General features: G+C 64.5%; 16 protein-coding genes and 1 pseudogene. 5 read left to right on the top strand and 12 right to left on the bottom strand.

What is annotated here, in order from left to right; genetic code table 11:
• Positions 1–15 precede the first annotated feature (15 nt).
• Positions 16–2,115, top strand: coding sequence for a S9 family peptidase (locus tag OWC48_RS11600; protein WP_282520103.1), 2,100 nt, complete (start codon positions 16–18; stop codon positions 2,113–2,115).
• A 284-nt stretch (positions 2,116–2,399) separates the two neighbouring features.
• Here OWC48_RS11600 and OWC48_RS11595 read toward each other — a convergent pair whose 3' ends face one another.
• The 6 genes from OWC48_RS11595 to OWC48_RS11570 all read right to left on the bottom strand — a co-directional run bounded on the left by OWC48_RS11595 (position 2,400) and on the right by OWC48_RS11570 (position 8,688).
• Positions 2,400–3,491, bottom strand: coding sequence for an SMP-30/gluconolactonase/LRE family protein (locus OWC48_RS11595; protein WP_282520102.1), 1,092 nt, complete (start codon positions 3,489–3,491; stop codon positions 2,400–2,402).
• 75 nt (positions 3,492–3,566) lie between these two features.
• Positions 3,567–4,286 (bottom strand): ribonuclease activity regulator RraA, encoded by a 720-nt coding sequence (locus OWC48_RS11590; protein ID WP_282520101.1) that lies wholly within the window; start codon positions 4,284–4,286, stop codon positions 3,567–3,569.
• A gap of 10 nt (positions 4,287–4,296) precedes the next feature.
• Positions 4,297–6,036, bottom strand: coding sequence for an L-arabinonate dehydratase (gene araD / locus OWC48_RS11585; protein WP_282520100.1), 1,740 nt, complete (start codon positions 6,034–6,036; stop codon positions 4,297–4,299).
• The gene (locus OWC48_RS11580; protein WP_282520099.1) at positions 6,033–6,896 is read right to left on the bottom strand and encodes an ABC transporter permease; all 864 of its coding nucleotides are present in this window, start codon (positions 6,894–6,896) and stop codon (positions 6,033–6,035) included. The genes araD and OWC48_RS11580 overlap by 4 nt, the downstream gene beginning before the upstream one ends.
• Before the next feature lie 11 nt (positions 6,897–6,907).
• Positions 6,908–7,669: an ABC transporter ATP-binding protein gene (locus OWC48_RS11575; protein ID WP_282520098.1), complete on the bottom strand. Its 762-nt coding sequence runs from the start codon at positions 7,667–7,669 to the stop codon at positions 6,908–6,910.
• Positions 7,669–8,688, bottom strand: coding sequence for an ABC transporter substrate-binding protein (locus OWC48_RS11570; RefSeq protein ID WP_282520097.1), 1,020 nt, complete (start codon positions 8,686–8,688; stop codon positions 7,669–7,671). Before OWC48_RS11570 ends, OWC48_RS11575 begins: the two co-directional genes overlap by 1 nt.
• A gap of 95 nt (positions 8,689–8,783) precedes the next feature.
• Between OWC48_RS11570 and OWC48_RS11565 the strand changes: the two genes are divergently transcribed.
• From OWC48_RS11565 to OWC48_RS11555, 3 genes are all read left to right on the top strand, one after another.
• Positions 8,784–9,509, top strand: a complete 726-nt coding sequence (locus tag OWC48_RS11565; RefSeq protein WP_282520096.1) for a GntR family transcriptional regulator — start codon at positions 8,784–8,786, stop codon at positions 9,507–9,509.
• Positions 9,510–9,714: 205 nt separating this feature from the next.
• Entirely contained in the window at positions 9,715–10,131 is a 417-nt protein-coding gene (locus tag OWC48_RS11560; protein WP_282520095.1) for a response regulator, read from the top strand.
• 67 nt (positions 10,132–10,198) lie between these two features.
• On the top strand, positions 10,199–13,699 hold the full coding sequence (locus tag OWC48_RS11555; RefSeq protein WP_282520094.1) for a PAS domain S-box protein: 3,501 nt from the start codon (positions 10,199–10,201) through the stop codon (positions 13,697–13,699).
• Between the two features lie 116 nt (positions 13,700–13,815).
• On the opposite strand, the gene OWC48_RS11550 is transcribed toward OWC48_RS11555, so the two are convergent.
• Positions 13,816–14,451 carry a response regulator transcription factor gene (locus OWC48_RS11550; RefSeq protein WP_028160526.1) on the bottom strand — a complete coding sequence of 212 codons (636 nt, stop codon included), beginning with the start codon at positions 14,449–14,451 and terminating at the stop codon, positions 13,816–13,818.
• A 149-nt stretch (positions 14,452–14,600) separates the two neighbouring features.
• Here OWC48_RS11550 and OWC48_RS11545 point away from each other — a divergent pair, with 149 nt between their 5' ends.
• A complete protein-coding gene (locus OWC48_RS11545; RefSeq protein ID WP_282520093.1) occupies positions 14,601–14,891 on the top strand; it encodes a hypothetical protein in 291 nt (96 codons plus the stop codon).
• A gap of 54 nt (positions 14,892–14,945) precedes the next feature.
• Here the strand turns inward: OWC48_RS11545 and OWC48_RS11540 are convergent, their stop codons facing one another.
• The 5 genes and pseudogenes from OWC48_RS11540 to OWC48_RS11520 form a co-directional block, all read right to left on the bottom strand.
• A complete protein-coding gene (locus tag OWC48_RS11540) occupies positions 14,946–15,449 on the bottom strand; it encodes a response regulator (protein WP_282520092.1) in 504 nt (167 codons plus the stop codon).
• A gap of 156 nt (positions 15,450–15,605) precedes the next feature.
• The gene (locus OWC48_RS11535) at positions 15,606–15,923 is read right to left on the bottom strand and encodes a hypothetical protein (protein ID WP_014490546.1); all 318 of its coding nucleotides are present in this window, start codon (positions 15,921–15,923) and stop codon (positions 15,606–15,608) included.
• 2 nt (positions 15,924–15,925) lie between these two features.
• Entirely contained in the window at positions 15,926–16,807 is an 882-nt protein-coding gene (locus OWC48_RS11530) for a protein-glutamate O-methyltransferase CheR (RefSeq protein WP_282520091.1), read from the bottom strand.
• 59 nt (positions 16,808–16,866) lie between these two features.
• Positions 16,867–17,253 (bottom strand): response regulator, encoded by a 387-nt coding sequence (locus OWC48_RS11525; RefSeq protein ID WP_018321619.1) that lies wholly within the window; start codon positions 17,251–17,253, stop codon positions 16,867–16,869.
• 32 nt (positions 17,254–17,285) lie between these two features.
• Positions 17,286–17,440, bottom strand: a pseudogene (locus OWC48_RS11520) (chemotaxis protein CheW); the annotation flags it as partial.

The following is a 17,440-nucleotide window of genomic DNA, read 5'->3' as shown; positions in this document are numbered from 1 at the left end:
TTGAATGAGGACCGAGTGACCCAAGCCAAGACACCTTCCCAGCCTCCCGTCGCCCCGCGCCGGCCGCATTCCTTCACGCGGCACGGGATCACCGTGACCGACGACTATGCCTGGCTGAAGGACGAGAAATGGCAGGAGGTGCTGCGCGATCCCGCCGTGCTCGATCCCGACATCCGCAACTATCTCGATGACGAGAACGGCTACACCGAGAGCCTGCTCGGCCACACCTCGTCGCTGCAGAAGACGCTGGTGCGCGAGATGCGCGGACGGATCAAGGAGGACGATTCCAGCGTGCCCTCGCCCGACGGCCCGTTCGCCTATTTCCGCAGGTTTCGCGAGGGCGGCCAGCACGAATTGTTCGGCCGCATGCCGCGCGACGGTGGCGAGGGCCATATCGTGCTCGACGGCGATGCGCTCGCCAAAGACCACAAATATTTCAAGTTCGGCGGCAGCCGCCACTCGAACGATCACAAGCTGCAAGCCTGGAGCGCCGACACCAAGGGCTCGGAGTATTTTTCCATCCGCGTCCGCGACTGGGCCACGGGCAAAGATCTTGACGATTTGGTCGAGGAGACCGACGGCGGCATCGTCTGGGCCGCGGACTGCAAGAGCTTCTTCTATGTGAAGCTCGACGACAATCACCGGCCGATGCAGGTGTGGCGGCACAAGCTCGGCACTGGGCAGGCCGACGACACGCTCGTCTACGAGGAGCAGGATTCCGGCTGGTTCACCCATCTGCACGAGAGCACCAGCGGCCGCTTCTGCGTGATCGCGGGCGGCGATCACGAGACCTCGGAGCAACGGCTGATCGATCTCGCCCACCCCGAAGCGCCGCCGCGCCTGGTCGCGGCGCGCGAGGACGGCGTGCAATATTCGCTGGCCGACCGCGGCGACGAGCTCTTCATCCTGACCAATGCCGACGACGCCATCGATTTCAAGATCGTCACCGCGCCGCTTGGCGCACCCGAGCGCAAGAACTGGCGCGATCTGATCCCGTATCGTCCCGGCATCTACATCATCGACCTCGATCTCTATGCCGGCCATCTGGTGCGGCTTGAGCGCGCCAATGCGCTGCCGTCGATCGTGATCCGCGACCTCACGACAAAGGACGAGCACGCCATCGCCTTCGATGAGGCCGCCTACTCATTGGATACGATGGGCTCCTATGAATTCGACACGACCAATTTGCGCTTCGCCTATTCGTCGATGACGACGCCCTCGGAAGTCTACGACTACGACATGGTCAAGCGCACGCGCACCTTGCGCAAGCGCCAGGAGATCCCGTCCGGCCACGATGCGGCCGACTATGTCACCACGCGCATCATGGCCAAGGCGCATGACGGCGCCGAGGTGCCGGTCTCGATCCTCTATCGCCGCGGGCTGAAGCTCGACGGCTCGGCGCCGCTGCTGCTCTACGGCTACGGCTCCTACGGCATGGCGATGCCGGCTTCCTTCAATGCCAACCGGCTGTCGCTGGTCGATCGTGGTTTCGTCTACGCCATCGCCCATATTCGCGGCGGCGCCGACAAGGGTTGGGGCTGGTATCTCGACGGCAAGCGCGAGAAGAAGACCAACTCGTTCGACGATTTTGCCGCCAGCGCACGGGCGCTGATCGATGCGAAATACACCAGCGCAAAACGCATCGTCGGCCATGGCGGCTCGGCCGGCGGCATGCTGATGGGCGCGGTGGCAAACCGCGCCGGCGAGCTGTTCGCGGGCATCGTCGCCGAAGTGCCGTTCGTCGACGTGCTCAACACCATGCTCGACGACACGCTGCCGCTGACGCCGCCGGAATGGCCCGAATGGGGCAACCCGATCGAGAGCGAGAAGGATTTTCGCACCATCCTGTCCTACTCGCCCTACGACAATGTCGCGGCGAAGGACTATCCGGCGATCCTGGCGATGGGCGGCCTGACCGACCCGCGCGTCACCTATTGGGAGCCCGCCAAATGGATCGCGCGCCTGCGCGCGACCATGAGCGGCGGCGGCCCGGTGTTACTCCGCACCAACATGGGCGCCGGCCACGGCGGCGCATCGGGGCGGTTTGATCGTCTCGACGAAGTCGCGATCGTCTATGCGTTCGCGCTGTGGGCGGCCGGGATGGCGGAGGCGTGACCTTGTAGCCCGGATGGAGCGCAGCGAAATCCGGGATTCGTGCAGGCGGCAAGACCGTCCCGGATTACGCTACGCTCCATCCGGGCTACGGCCTCTCCCCGCGCGCGGGGAGAGGCGAAGGAATTCGGCAGCTTTGTAGGGTGGGCAAAGGTGCGTCGCGCCGTGCCCACCATCTTTCAGCAATTGCGACGAGAGCGGTAGGCACGCTTCCGCCTTCGCTCTTCGAGCTACGGCGGACAAGTCGCTTTGCCCACCCTACCGCGGCTTAGCTGGCCACCTCTGCCTCACACCGCCCCATGCGCCTCCACATACAGCGCATACACCGAGTGGCTGCTCGCCATATAAAGCCGGTTGTTCTTCGGGCCGCCGAAGCAGAGGTTGGCGCAGCGTTCGGGCAGCTTGATGAAGGCGAGCGGCTTGCCGTCCGCGTTGAACACCATGACGCCGTCGAGATCCTCCGACTTGCCCTTGAGCTGAAACACCTTGCGGCCGCCGATGTCGGTGGGCTCGGATTGCAGCGCGCCGTTGGAGCCCCAGCCGCACCAGAGATTGCCGTCGCGATCGACGCGAAAACCGTCGAGCGAGGCCTGGTCAGCCGCGTCGATCAGCTTGGTCTTGCCGCTTAAGGCACCGTCCTCGCCGACATTGTAGCTCCAGATGCTGCGGTTGGGCGTGCCCTTCCATTCGACGATGTAGAGCTTCTTCTCGTCCGGCGAGAAGGCAAGACCGTTGGGATTGACGAGGTCGGTGAGGACGGCGCTGATCTTGCCGTCCTTGGCGATGCGATAGACGTTGGTGGTGGCCTGCTCGGCCTTCTCCTTCTTGCCTTCCCACTCGCCGTTGATGCCGAACAGCGGATCGGTGAACCAGATGCTGTCGTCCGACTTCACCACGATGTCGTTCGGCGAATTCAGCCGCTTGCCCTCGAACTTGTCGGCGAGCACGGTGATCTTGCCGTCCTTCTCGGTGCGGGTGATGCGGCGGGTGACGGAGTGCTCGCAGGTGACGAGGCGGCCCTGGCGATCGCGCGCATTGCCGTTGGCGTAGTTGGCGTTGGCGCGGAAGACGCTGGTCTGGCCGGTCTTCTCGTCAAACTTCATGATCCGGTTGTTGGGAATGTCCGAGAACAGCAGATAGCCGCCTTCGGGGAAATAGGCGGGGCCTTCGGCCCAGCGCATCCCGGTCGCGACCTGCTCGACCGTCGAGGAATAGAGCCGGTATTTTCCAAAGCTCGGATCGAGGATCTGGACGGCGGGATCGGGGTAGCGCTGGTTGGGCGCGAACGGAAACGACTGGGCACTGGCGGCGCGGGCCAGAAGTGCGGAAGCCGCAGTTGCGCCAGCACCGGCCAAGAGATTGCGTCGTGTAAAATTCATTGAAGTCCTCCCCTGCTCGACAAAAGGCCGGCGCTTGATGCGGCCGGCCTGTTTCTTGATGTGATTGGTCTTGGTCTAGCGACCGTTCTTCTTCCGCCATTCCGCGAAATCGGTGAGCGTCTGCGGATCGGTGGCGGGATAGAGACCGAAGATGCCGCGACCTTTGCCGACCTCCTCAGTGACGAAATCCTCGAACGCCGTCATCTCGAAGGTTTCGTTGGCGATCTCATCGGCGAGATGCGCGGGGATCACGATGACGCCGTCGGCATCGCCGAGGATGACGTCGCCCGGAAACACCGGCGCATCGCCGCAGCCGATCGGCACGTTGATCTCGATCGCCTGGTGCAGCGTGAGATTCGTCGGCGCCGAGGGACGATGATGGTAGGCGGGAATGCCGAGCTTCGCGATCTCGGCGGAATCGCGAAAGCCGCCGTCGGTGACGACACCGGCGACGCCGCGCTTCATCAGACGCGTCACCAGGATCGCGCCGGCGGACGCCGCGCGCGCGTCCTTGCGGCTGTCCATCACCAGCACGCTGCCGGGCGGACAATCCTCGATCGCCTTGCGCTGCGGATGCGAACGGTCCTTGAAGACGTCGATGGTATTGAGGTCCTCGCGCGCCGGCATGTAGCGCAGCGTGAAGGCCTCGCCGACCATGGTCGGCTGGTCGGCGCCGAGCGGGTGCACATCCTGGATCATCTGGATGCGCAGGCCGCGCTTGAACAGCGCAGTGGCGACGGTCGCCGTGGAGACGGATTTGAGCTTGTTGCGGGTGGCTTCGCTGAGTTTGGTCATGTCATGCTCTCTAGTAAATCGACGGCTCGCCGATCGGCGCACCGAAATCGGTCTCGAGGAAGTCGAAGTCGCAGCCGTCATTGGCCTGCTTGATGTGTTTTGTGAACATCCAGCCATAGCCGCGCTCGAAGCGGCGCTCGGGCTGCTTCCAGGCGGCGCGGCGTTTATCGAGCTCGGCTTCGGGGACATCGAGATTGATGGTGCGCGCGGCGACGTCGAGCGTGATGCGGTCGCCGTTCCGCACCAGCGCCAGCGGGCCGCCGACATAAGATTCGGGCGCGACGTGCAAAATGCAGGCGCCATAGCTGGTGCCGCTCATGCGCGCATCCGAGATCCGCACCATGTCGCGCACGCCCTGCTTCACGAGCTTGGTCGGGATCGGCAGCATGCCCCATTCCGGCATGCCCGGGCCACCTTGCGGCCCTGCATTGCGCAGGATCAGGATATGGTCCTCGGTGACGTCGAGATTGGGATCGTCGACCGCCTTCTTCATGGAGGGGTAATCGTCGAACACCAGCGCAGGCCCGGTATGCTTGAGGAAGCGCGGCGCGCAGGCGGAGGGTTTTATGACGCAGCCGTCGGGCGCGAGATTGCCCTTGAGTACGGCGAGCGCGCCTTCCTTGTAGATGGGGTTTTCGACCGAACGGATCACATCGGCATTGTGCACTTCGGCGCCGTCGATGTTCTCGCCGACCGTCTGTCCGGTAACGGTGATGCAGTCGAGATGCAGGTGCGGCTTGATCTGGCCCATCAGCGCCGGCAGGCCGCCGGCATAGAAGAAGTCTTCCATCAGATAGGCGTCGCCGCTCGGACGGACGTTGGCGATCACGGGCACCTTGCGGCTCGCCTTCTCGAAGTCGTCGAGGCCGATGTCGAGGCCGGCGCGGCGGGCCTGCGCGATCAGATGGATGATCGCGTTGGTCGAGCAGCCCATCGCCATGGCCACAGCAATTGCGTTCTCGAAGGCTTTTCGGGTCTGGATCGTCTTCGGCGTCAGATCCTCCCACACCATCTCGACGATGCGGCGGCCGCATTCCGAGGCCATCCGGATGTGGTTGGCGTCGGCAGCGGGAATCGAGGAGGCGCCCGGCAGCGTCATGCCGATCGCCTCGGCAATCGCGGTCATGGTCGAGGCCGTGCCCATGGTCATGCAGGTGCCGTAGCTCCGCGCGATGCCGGCTTCGATATCGAGCCAGTCCTTGTCGGAGATTTTTCCGGCGCGCCGCTCGTCCCAATATTTCCAACCGTCCGAGCCCGAGCCGAGCGTCTTGCCCTTCCAGTTACCGCGCAGCATCGGACCTGCCGGCAGATAGATCGCCGGGATATTCATCGAGGTCGCGCCGAGCAGCAGCGCCGGCGTGGTCTTGTCGCAGCCGCCCATCAGCACCACGCCGTCGACGGGATGGCTGCGCAGCAGCTCCTCGGCATCCATCGCCAGAAGGTTGCGATAGAGCATCGTGGTCGGCTTCAGCAGCGATTCCGACAGCGACAGCGCCGGCAGCTCGATCGGCAGGCCGCCGGCCATCAGGATGCCGCGCTTGACGTCGTCGACGCGCGACTTGAAGTGCATGTGGCAGGGCTGCGCGTCCGACCAGGTGTTGAGGATCGCGATGATCGGGCGGTCCTTCCACTCCTCCGGGGCGTAGCCCATCTGCATGGTGCGGGAGCGGTGGCCGAACGAGCGGAGGTCGTCGGGCGCGAACCAGCGCGCGCTGCGGAGCTGGTCGGGCGTGATTTTCTTCTTGGTCATGATTGGGTGCCCCATTTCTGCACGGTGTTCCGCTCGATGGCGCGGAAGATCAGGTTCTCGACAAAGAGCCCGATGATAATCACCGTCAAGAGGCCTGCGAAGACCGCAGGTATGTCGAGGAGATTGCGGTTCTCGAAGATGAACCAGCCGAGTCCGCCCTGCCCCGAGGACACGCCGAACACCAGCTCGGCCGCGATCAGCGTGCGCCAGGCAAAGGCCCAGCCGATCTTCAGGCCGGTGAGGATCGAGCCGAAGGCCGCCGGAATCAGGATTTTCGCGACATAAGGCAGCCCGCGCAGGCCGTAATTGCGCCCGACCATGCGCAGCGTGTTGGACACGCTCTTGAAGCCGGAATGGGTGTTGAGCGCGACCGGCCACAGCACCGAATGGATCAGCACGAAAACAAGACTGCCGTTGCCGAGCCCGAACCAGATCAAGGCGAGCGGCAGCAGCGCGATCGCCGGCAGCGGGTTGAACATCGCCGTGACCGTTTCCAGGAAGTCGGTGCCGATCCGCGTCGAGATGGCGAGCACGGTGAAGATCGCGGCCAGCACGATGCCGGCCGAATAGCCCATGAACAGCACCTTCAGCGAGGTCCATGCGCGCATCGGAATGGTGCCGTCCTTGACCCGGTCGTACAGTGTCACGATGGTGTCGTGCAGCGTCGGAAACAGCAGGGGATTGTCGAGATAGAGGCCGTAGGCTTCCCAGACGGCTGCCAGGAACAGGATGATGACGGTCTTGCGGACAAAGCCGTCGTTCCACAACAGCTCCGGCACGCTCAGCTTGCGCTCGACCTCGCCCGCACCGCCGGTCGCGGCAACCGACGCGTCACGCAGCAATATTCTCGCTTCGCCCATAACAGGCCCCCTCAATGCGCCACAGCTTCGGCCGCGAACAGGAGATCGTGGATCTCCTTCTCCAGCCGGCCGGCGCTGCCGTCTCCATTCGCGACCTTGTCGACATCGACCACCTCGGCCTTGACCCGGCCGGGATGCGGCGACAGCAGCAGGATGCGGTTGCCGATGCGGATCGCTTCCGCGATGGAATGGGTCACGAACAGCACCGTGAATTTGGTCTCGCTCCAGAGCTGAAGCAGCTCGTCCTGGCAGGTGCGCCGCGTCAGCGCGTCGAGCGCGGCGAACGGCTCGTCCATCAGCAGGATATCAGGCTCCATCACCATGCCGCGCGCGATCGCAACGCGCTGCTTCATGCCGCCGGACAGCGTGTGCGGATAGGCATCGACGACGCGGGTGAGGCCGACCTTCTCGATATAGGCCCGTGCCCGCGCCTCGGCGTCCTTGCGCGATAGCTTTCGCGCGGTCAGCAGCGGGAACATCACATTGGCGAGCACGCTCTTCCACGGCAGGAGCTGGTCGAACTCCTGGAAGATCATCATGCGGTCGGCGCCCGGACCATGAATCTCGCGATCGTTGATGCTCATGCGGCCCTCGCTCGGGCTCATGTAGCCGCCGACGGCCTTGAGCAGGGTCGACTTGCCGCAGCCGGACGGCCCGAGCAACACGAAGCGGTCGGACTTGTCGACGGTGAAGCTGACCCTTTCGGTGGCGGTGACGACGGCGCTGGAGGTCTTGTAGCGCAGCGTCACCCCGTTGACGTCGAGCAGCGCCATCAGTTGCCTTTCAGGTCGTGCGCGACGGGGAGATAATAGTCCGTCCAGGCCTTGGGCTGCATCTTCAGCGTGCCGGTCTTGTACAGATGGGCTGCGAATTTCATCGTGCCCTGCGGCTCGAGATTCCATTCCATCATGCCGGGCTGCTTCAGGAGATCGAGCAACTCTTCCACCGAGGTCTTGTCGCCGGTGATCTCCTTGTAGATCTCGACCGCCTGTTTGGTGTCGCTGCGGATCAGATCCTGCGCTTCCTTGGTGGCATCGCGCACCGCCTGGATGATCTTCGGATTGGCATCGGCGAATTTCGTCGTGGTGAAGAACTGGGCCTGGCTCAGCGGACCGCCCATCACGTCAGGCGAGTTCAGCACGACATGCGCGCCCGGCACGTTCTTCAGCTCGAGGAAGGTGAAAGGCGGGATCGAGAAGTGGGTGTGCACCTCGTGCTTGGGATTGGACAGCGCCGCATAGGCGTCGGGATGGCCAAGCTGCACGGTGTTGGCGTCCAGTTTCGACCATTGGTCGGCACCGAAGGCCTCGGCGGCCGCGATCTGAAGCACGATCGCCTGCGTCGAAACCTTCACCGTCGGCACCGCGATCTTGTCGCTCGGACCGAAATCCTTGATCGACTTGATGTTGGCGTCGCGGCTGATCAGCGTCATCGGCTGCGCCGAGGTCGCGACGATGCCCTTCACGCCGCCGCGGGTGCGGTCCCACAGCAACAGAAGATTGCCGGTGCCGGTGTTGAGGATGTCGACGCCGCCGGCGAGCAACGCATCGGTCTGCGCGCCGCCGCCGGAAAAGGTCACCCATTTGGTGGTGACGCCGGGTACGCCGAGCGAAGCTGCATGCTTCTCGATCAGCTTCTGCTTTTCCATGATGTGGCTCGGCATGTAGAAAATGCCGGGCTGGCGCGACAGCGAGATCTCGGATTTCTGCTGCGCATGCGCCGCGGATACCGGCAGGACGGTTGCGGCGATCAGGGCGGCAGCCGCAAGCTTGCTACGAAGATGCTTGATCATTGTTGTGTGTTTCCTCCGGGTGCGCGTCGCGCTGCGTTGACCCTGCTGATGCACTAATATATTAGTGCATCAAAGGCAAGCCCGCGGGACCCGCCATGGAAGCAACCCATACCGCGCCGCGCGCGGCAAAAACCGCTTCGAGACCTGCCGCCCGGCTCGACCGCGCCCGCCAGGCCGCGCCGCAGGTGTTCGAGCGGCTGCGCAATGCGATCATCGCCCTGGAACTGCCGCCGGGCGCGCCGCTGTCACGCGCCGAGCTTGCCGGCCAGTTCGGAATCAGCTCGACACCGGTGCGCGATGCCTTGATGCGGCTCGAGGAAGAAGGGCTCGTCGACGTCTTCCCGCAGCACGCGACTGTCGTCAGCCGGATCGACATCGGCCGCGCCGAGCAGGCGCATTTCCTGCGTCAGGCACTGGAGCTGGAGATCGTCCGCCTGCTCGCCGCCGGCAGGGACGCGGCGCTCGTGGTCCGCCTGGATCACGCCATCGCGCTACAACAGCAATTTGCCAAGGCCGGCGACTTCGAGGCCTTCATGGCCACCGACAACGACTTCCACGCCCAACTCTACGCCGCCGCCGGAAAGCAAGACCTGTGGACGCTGGTGCGCAGCCGCAGCGGACATATCGACCGGCTGCGTCGGCTGCATTTGCCTTCGCCCGGCAAGGCCCAGAACATCGTCCGCCACCACAAGCTGATCACGCGCGCGATCGAGGCCGGAGACGCCGACGCCGCGCAAGAACATCTGCGCAAGCACCTGTCGGGCACGCTCAGCGAGCTCGACAAGATCCGAAGCCACCATCCCGAATATCTGACCGATTAGGCACGACACGCCCCAGGCGTTGCGTCAGAGGTCTTATGTGCACGTAAGGATGCATATGGCCGGCGTCGCCGGAATCGCGCGAGGCTGACAATGTGCCGGCCGCGAAGTGCTTGCAGGACGGGCGCAATCCGCGCAACAATTTCGCATTTGAAGCGGTGATTTGGGGTCGCCGGGGAACATCCCTGTACGATCCGGAGGTTTTGACGTGGCTAACATCCTGATTGTGGATGACGACCCGGCCGTGCAGATCACGATCCGGCTGATCCTGGAGAGAGCGGGTCATCGCGTCACGGTTGCCGGCGATGGCTACGAGGGACTTGCCCGGTTCGAGGCGAGCCAGTTCGACCTCTTGTTCCTCGACATATTCATGCCCGGCATGGACGGACTGGAGACGATGCGCCACATCCGCGTGCTGCAGCCGGCCCTTCCGATCATCGTCATTTCCGGCCGCCGCGCCGTCACCCCGGACGCCTATGCCGAACCGGACTTTCTGAAGATGGCGACCAAGCTCGGCGCGGTCGCGAGTCTGCAGAAGCCGTTCCGGCCGGACGCCCTGCTCGCCGCTGTCGACGGCTGCCTCACATCAGCGCCGCAAGCTAATGTCGGCTCCGGCAGCCGATGACGGGGTGATCCATGTTGCAGCCTAGCAGGACATTCGGGACCGTTCGCGACGCGGCGCGAAGGCCGATATGACCCTCGCGACCCGGCTGGCCATCGCAATGATCCTGCTGGTCGCGGCTGCGGTCGCCGCCGTCGGATGGCTGAGCCATTACAGCCTGGAGCAAGCCTTCCTGCCGCGCGTGCTCGACCGTATCGAGGGCCACTCGCGGCTTCTGGCCTCGCAGCTCGAAGCGTATGCGAACGGCGCCCGCGCCGACGTTGCGACGTTCCGCTCACGTGCCGCCGCGCGCGGCATGATCGATGCCCATTTCAACGACGGGGTCGATCCGGTCGACCACCTCTCGGAGAAGACCTGGCGCGACCGGTTGCTGACGCGCCTCGTGGCCGACGTCGGCGCCAACCCGGCCTACGCAAAATTCCGCATCATCGGTGCCGACGGCGTCGAATATCTGCGCGTCGACCGCTCCGGCCCGAACGGAGCGGTGCGTGCCGTTCCCGACGATGCCCTGCAGAACAAGGGCGAGCGCTCCTTCTTCCAGGCGGCGATCAAGCTGGCAGAGGACCAGGTCAGCGTCTCACCGGTCGATCTGGACGTCGACAACGGCGAGCTTCAGGTGCCCTATGTTCCGACCTTGCGCGTCGCGGCGCCCCTGTTTGGGCCCGATCACCGGCTGTTCGGCATCGTCGTCGTCAATGTCGACATGCGCCAGGTATTCGACCGTATCAGGATATCGGGCCGGCGCGGCGAACAGGTCTATGTCGTCGGCCGCAACGGCGATTATCTCGTTCATCCGGATCGCACCCGCGAATTCGGTTCGCAACTGGGGACGCCGACGCACTGGCAGGACGACTTCCCCTATTTCGCTTCAGTCACCGGATCGACGCTGGGTGCGACGCAGGTCGTGCCGGGCAGTGACGGCAAGCCGAGCGGCACCGCGATCGCGCCTGCAATCCTGGCCGAGGACCAGTGGGTCGGTGTCATCCGCGTCGTGCCCAACGCCGTCTTCATGGCGCCGGCCGTCACCATCGAGAAAACGACCATCACGATCGGCCTCATAGCGGTGCTGGTCGCCGCCCTGCTGGCCGTGCTGCTGGCGCGGTCGTTGACCCGGCCGATCGGGCAGCTCACTGCGGCGGTCGAGTGGCTCGGTCGGGACAATTCGATTAGAATTCCAACCGACGCCCCCGGCGAGACCGGCATGCTGGCGCGGGCATTTGCCCGTCTGATCGATGAAATGCGGGCGAAGACGGCGGCGCTGGAGCATGAGGTCGAGGAGCGGCGGCGCACCGAGGCCGCGCGCGACCAGCTCGCCGTCCGCGAACGCCTGTTCAGCGCGGCGGTCGAATCCTCCGACGATTCGATCGTCATGCAGACGCTCGACGGCATCATCATCGGGTGGAATGCGGCGGCCGAGCGCCTCTACGGCTATACGGCCGAGGAAGCGGTCGGACGGCCGACCTTGATCCTCCTGCCACCCGATCGCCGCGAAGAGGGCAAGGACTATCTGCGGCGGATAGCGACGGGCGAGCGGATCGAGCATTTCGAAACGGTGCGCCTGCGCAAGGACGGCAGTCCGGTCGAAATCTCGGTGAGCCTGTCACCGATCAGGGGCAATTCGGGCGAGATCATCGGCGCGTCCGGCACGGCGCGCAGACTGACCGATGCGCGACGGACCGAGCGCGCACTGCAACAGCAGATCGAGGAACGGCGGCAGCTGTTCGACGCCTCGGAAGATCTGATCATGATCATGGATTCGCGGGGCCATATCGTGCAGGTCAGCCCGAGCAGCCAGGCCGTGCTCGGCTACCCGCCGGACGAGATGATCGGCCGCAGCGGCGTCGATTTCATCCATCCCGCGCATCTCGAACAATCCCGCGGGGAAATGCGCGCGCTCCGGCGCGGCGGGCACCCCAGGCTCGCCGACACCCGCTGCATCCACAAGGACGGACGCGAGGTCTGGCTGTCCTGGCTCGGCAACTGGTCAGATCAGGCCAAGCGCTTCTTCTTCGTCGGACGCGACATGACCGAGGCACGGCGCGCGGAGGAATCCTTGCGCGAAAGCGAGCTGCTCGCGCGCAATATCGTGGAGACCGCGCTCGACGCCTTCGTCCAGACCGATGACCGCAGCACCATCCTGAACTGGAGCTCGCGGGCCGAGGAGCTGTTCGGCTGGCGGCGCGACGAGGCGCTGGGCAGGAATGCGGTCGACCTCATCGTCGCAGAGAGTGAGCGCGAGCGGGTCAAGGCCGGCCTCGCGCGCTTCCTCGAATCCCAGGACGGCCAGACCCTCAACCGCCGCCGCGAGCTCACGGTTCGTCGTCGCGACGGCAAGGAATTCAAGGCCGAGCTGAGCGTCACGGCGCTGAGACGCCGCGAAGGCATCCTGTTCAACGTGTTCTACCGCGACCTCACCGACAAGATCGCGTCCGAGGAGCGCATGCGCCACGCCGAGAAGATGGAGGCGATCGGCCAGCTCACCGGCGGCGTGGCGCACGACTTCAACAACATCCTCACCGTGATCACCGGGACGATCGAAATTTTGGCCGACGCGGTGGCGAAGGAGCCGGAGCTTGCGGCGATCACGAAGATGATCGACGAGGCCGCCGGGCGCGGCGCCGAGCTGACCCAGCACCTGCTCGCCTTCGCGCGCAAGCAGCCGCTCCAGCCGCGCGAGGTCGACATCAACTCGCTGATCATCGACACCGCAAAGCTGTTGCGCCCGACGCTGGGCGAGCAGATCCAGATCGAATCGGTGTTCGAGGACGAGAGCTGCGTCGCGATCGTCGATCCCAACCAGCTCACCACCGCGATCCTCAACCTCGCGCTCAATGCCCGTGACGCCATGCCCGGCGGCGGCAAGCTGATCGTGGAGACGGGCACCGCCTATCTCGACGAGGTCTATGCCAGCGTCAACGACGTCAGGCCCGGACACTATGTGCTGATCGCCGTGAGCGACACCGGCACGGGCATTCCTGCGCACATGCTGGCCCGGGTGTTCGATCCGTTCTTCACCTCGAAGGGACCGGGCAAGGGCACCGGGCTCGGGCTTTCGATGGTCTACGGCTTCATCAAGCAGTCCACGGGCCACATCAAGATCTACAGCGAGGAAGGTCACGGCACCACGATCAAGATGTATCTGCCGCCCGGCAAGACGCCCGCGGCCGTGGGCGAAGGCGTGACGCCGTCGACGATCGAGGGCGGACACGAGACGATCCTCGTGGTCGAGGACGACCGGCTGGTGCGCGACTACGTGCTGGCGCAGCTGCATTCGCTCGGCTACGTCACCCTGCAGGCTGCGAACGCCGCGGAGGCGCTCGCGATCGTCGCCACCGGCAAGCCGTTCGACCTGCTGTTCACCGACGTCATCATGCCCGGCAAGTTGAACGGACGACAGCTTGCCGACGAGGTGTCGAGGACGCGTCCCGACCTCAGGGTGGTCTACACCTCGGGCTATACCGAGAACGCGATCATCCATCACGGCCGGCTGGATACAGGCGTTCTGCTGCTGGCGAAGCCGTATCGCAAATCCGATCTGGCGCGGATCATCCGCAAGGCGCTGAGCGGCTGAGGATCAATCTCCTGTAGCCCGGATGGAGCGCAGCGCAATCCGGGAGAGGTGGTGCCGCAGGCGCAGATCCCGGATTTCGCTTCGCTCATCCGGGCTACGAAACGTCACCGGCAGAACTACGACGCGCGCTGGGCCGCGGTCATCACGATGCGGATCAGATCGGCGGCGTTGCGCGCCCCGAGCTTCTTCATGATGTTGGCGCGATGGTCCTCGATGGTGCGTGGGCTGATGCCGAGCGTGCGGCCGGCTTCCTTGTTGGACGCACCGGAAGCGAACTGCTCGAGCACCTCGCGTTCACGCCGCGTCAACGGCTCGCGTCCGGGGAAATGCAGCGAAGAGAATTTCGGCGATACGCTCTCTGCCTGCCTGCGTGCATAGGCTCCGATCGCCTCGTCCAGCCGGCCAACGATCTCGCTGCCGCGGAACGGCTTTTCGATGAAATCGAGCGCGCCGCTCTTGATGGCGCCCACCGCCATCGAGATGTCGCCCTGCCCGGAAATCATGAAGATCGGCGCCGGATAATCTTCGCCGTGCAGTTCCTTCAGAATGTCGAGGCCCGACTTTCCGGGAATGTGCACGTCGAGCAGGATCGCAGCCGGCGTACGGTTCCGCGCGACGGAGAGCAGGGCTGCGCCGTCCGCAAAACAGATCACCTCATAACCCGCCGCCTTCAACACCATCGACAAGGTGTCGCGAACCGCAGGGTCGTCGTCGACCACGAAGATTTCACCACGAGAGGTTTGCTCGGCCATGTGCCACATCCAGTTGGCATTACGGACTCGCGTCCGCGCCAACCGTTATGGCGTTCGGCGCGGATTCGGCCCACCCGTATTTGTACGGGACATAGACTTAACGCACAAGTAGCGGCATTGCGCCTAATTGCAGGAGACGGAGAATATCCATGCTAAATTTGGCCGATACGCCGCCGCTGGTCGCGACATCCGAGGCCGACAGACAACGATTGATCGCCGCCGACCTGCGCTTGCTGATCGCGCAGATCGAGACCAGTATGCGCCGGATCGCCGCAGCCATGGATCGAGAACACAGCAACGATCCGGAAGGTTCCGCCGACGTCTTCATACTCGACGACGTCACGCCGCGTTATGTCAGCGCGAACGCCGCTCTCAACGCCTGCCGGGCGGGCCTCGGCCACGCCCTGCAATGCCTGTCGGAATCCGGCAACCCGGCTTGAACTGCGATCAGTGCGGCGAAACGCCCGCGTCCGATCGCATGGCAGCTCCGCGCCTCAGGTGCGGTGCCGTTCCACGATCGCGTCGGTGGCGACGCCACCCCAGGTATGCATCGCCGGCAGCCCCATTGCGGTCTTGCCGAGATTGGCGAGGCTGATGCGCAGCGCCGCGAGATCGAGCGGCTTCGGCAGGCCCTGGAGCTGGATCCCGACGGAACGGGCGAAGCTGCGGGCGGCGCTGCGGCGCTTGCCGTCCATGCCGCTGATGACGATCACGTGGCCCGCGAATTTCGCCGCCGCCATCTCGCGCAGCACGTCGATGCCGTCGCCATCCTCCAGCACGAGGTCGAGCGTCACGCAGTCGAAGCGGGCGGCGCGGAGCTTCTCGATCGCCTCCGCGACGGACGGCGCCACCGTGACTTCATGGCCGGCCTGCCTGGCGGCGACCGTGATCAGGCTGCGCTGCGTGGCGTCGTCGTCGACCACCAGAAGCTGAAGCGCACGCCGCTCGGCGACGTCGGGCAGGTTTGACGGGATGGGAGAGAGGGAGCTTCTGGGCATTACCGTATCCTGAGAATTGAGACGAGCGATCGATACACGGATCGCGCTTCAACCCCGTAAAGCCGGTGCGGCGAATTCGTCCGGATGTTTCAGCAAATATGAACCAACGTCTCGGAAAACGGCGACGGGGCGCGCGGGACGAGGCCTATTTGGCGATCACGCTGCCTCGTCACGGCCGCCGGCGGCGCCGCGCTTCTTCCGGTTCTTGCCGCGCAAGAACTGGATGTCCATTTCGGCGCCGTTGACGCGCACCAGCTCGCAACGACGATAGGCGAGCCCGGTCGACGACAGCAGCAGGAAGAATTCCTTCAGGTTCAATCCCTGGATCGAGCCATCCACCGTGAGGATGGCGTCGGTGTCGGAAATCGCATTGAGCTTGCAGTCGCGCCGCCACGTGCCGTCGATCGCCATGATGCAGACATCATAGCCTCGACTGAACGTGACGCGCTCCGCGCCCTTGCCATCCTCTGCCATCCCTATCGTCCTGCCAACACCGCCATGCGCGGCGGCGCGGCGCCGGCGATCGCCGGTTTGGCTGCCGCTGCACGCGGATCGTTCGGCTTGTAGAGGCCGCGACGATCCGGGATCGGCCTGAACGTGTCGGTCAGTCCGACCACGGTTTCGGCTGCACCGAGTACCAGGAAGCCGTCTCCCTCGATCTGGCGGGCGAGGCGGTTGAAGATGTTGATCTTGGTGTCCTGGTCGAAATAGATCAGCACGTTGCGGCAGAAGATGACGTCGAAGGTGCCGAGCTGGCCAAAATCATGCAGCAGGTTGAGCTGCCGGTGCTGGATCATCGCGCGCAGCTCGGGATTGATCTGCCACGTCTCGCCGGTCTGCTTGAAATATTTCATCAGCATCTGGATCGGCAGGCCGCGCTGCACTTCGAACTGGCTGTAGATGCCGGCCTTGGCCTTCTCGAGCACCTCCTGCGACAGGTCGGTCGCGATGATCTCGACGCGCCAGCCGGTCAGGGCCGCGCCCATCTCCTTCAGGCACATCGCCAGCGAATAGGGCTCCTGCCCGGTCGAGCCGGCGGCGCACCAGATGCGCACGCTTCGTCGGCCGGCGCGCGCCTTGATGACCTCAGGCATGATGGTGTCGCGGAAATGATCGAACGGGACCTTGTCGCGGAAGAAGAAGGTCTCGTTGGTGGTCATGGCTTCGACCACGCTGGTGACGAGCGCACTCGAGCCGCCCTGCAGCTTCTGCACGAGCTCGCCGATCCCGGAGAGCCCGGCCTTGCGGGCGAGCGGCAACAACCGGCTTTCGATCAGATATTGCTTGTCTGCGGACAGGTCGAGCCCGGAATGATCCCTCAGGAACTTACGCAGATACTCATACTCGGTCGGGGTCACGGATAGCCTCTCGGAAGCTGTACTGGGGACACTCTGGCTGAAACGGTTTCGCCAGACACTCAGACCATGGCTTGTCCGACCGGGATCAAGCCGACTTCAGCGAACTTGTCGGCGATGATGTCTTTGTCGAAGGGCTTCATGATGTACTCGTTGGCGCCGCCGCTGAGCGCCTGAGCGATATGAGCCACGTTGTTCTCGGTCGTGCAGAACACCACCTTGGGCTGGTCGCCGCCGGGCAGGCGGCGCATGTGGCCCATGAACTCGAAGCCGTCCATCACGGGCATGTTCCAGTCGAGCAGCACCGCGTCGGGCAGCTGCCGCTGGCAGATCTCCAGCGCCTTCGAGCCGTCCTCGGCCTCGGTGACTTCGAATTCCAGGCCTTCCAGGATCCGGCGCGCGATCTTTCGCACGACGCTGGAATCATCGACCACCAAACATGTCTTCATTTTGGTTCTCCGGCTTCGATGTTTCGGTTAGCTCAGGCAGCCATTTGCACTTCGGTTTTAAGCTCGAGGACACGATCGACGTCGAGGACGACCATGAGCTGGCCGTCGAGGCGGTGGACGCCGCCGGCGAGCTTGGCCATGCGGGGATCGAGGTTGACGGGGTTCTCTTCCATGCCGGCCTCGGCAA

Origin of the sequence: Bradyrhizobium sp. Arg816 (genome assembly GCF_029989365.1) — a bacterium.
Taxonomy (GTDB): domain Bacteria; phylum Pseudomonadota; class Alphaproteobacteria; order Rhizobiales; family Xanthobacteraceae; genus Bradyrhizobium.
This window is presented reverse-complemented; position numbering and strand designations above follow the sequence as displayed.

Bases quoted from the DNA above. Each gene is read 5' to 3' on its own strand.
- OWC48_RS11595 (WP_282520102.1), bottom strand. From the start codon at position 3,491: ATGAATTTTACACGACGCAATCTCTTGGCCGGTGCTGGCGCAACTGCG.
- OWC48_RS11525 (WP_018321619.1), bottom strand. From the start codon at position 17,253: ATGAAGACATGTTTGGTGGTCGATGATTCCAGCGTCGTGCGAAAGATC.
- OWC48_RS11580 (WP_282520099.1), bottom strand. From the start codon at position 6,896: ATGGGCGAAGCGAGAATATTGCTGCGTGACGCGTCGGTTGCCGCGACC.
- OWC48_RS11575 (WP_282520098.1), bottom strand. From the start codon at position 7,669: ATGGCGCTGCTCGACGTCAACGGGGTGACGCTGCGCTACAAGACCTCC.
- OWC48_RS11590 (WP_282520101.1), bottom strand. From the start codon at position 4,286: ATGACCAAACTCAGCGAAGCCACCCGCAACAAGCTCAAATCCGTCTCC.
- OWC48_RS11570 (WP_282520097.1), bottom strand. From the start codon at position 8,688: ATGATCAAGCATCTTCGTAGCAAGCTTGCGGCTGCCGCCCTGATCGCC.
- OWC48_RS11540 (WP_282520092.1), bottom strand. From the start codon at position 15,449: ATGCCCAGAAGCTCCCTCTCTCCCATCCCGTCAAACCTGCCCGACGTC.
- OWC48_RS11555 (WP_282520094.1), top strand. From the start codon at position 10,199: ATGACCCTCGCGACCCGGCTGGCCATCGCAATGATCCTGCTGGTCGCG.
- OWC48_RS11545 (WP_282520093.1), top strand. From the start codon at position 14,601: ATGCTAAATTTGGCCGATACGCCGCCGCTGGTCGCGACATCCGAGGCC.
- OWC48_RS11550 (WP_028160526.1), bottom strand. From the start codon at position 14,451: ATGGCCGAGCAAACCTCTCGTGGTGAAATCTTCGTGGTCGACGACGAC.
- OWC48_RS11565 (WP_282520096.1), top strand. From the start codon at position 8,784: ATGGAAGCAACCCATACCGCGCCGCGCGCGGCAAAAACCGCTTCGAGA.
- araD (WP_282520100.1), bottom strand. From the start codon at position 6,036: ATGACCAAGAAGAAAATCACGCCCGACCAGCTCCGCAGCGCGCGCTGG.
- OWC48_RS11535 (WP_014490546.1), bottom strand. From the start codon at position 15,923: ATGGCAGAGGATGGCAAGGGCGCGGAGCGCGTCACGTTCAGTCGAGGC.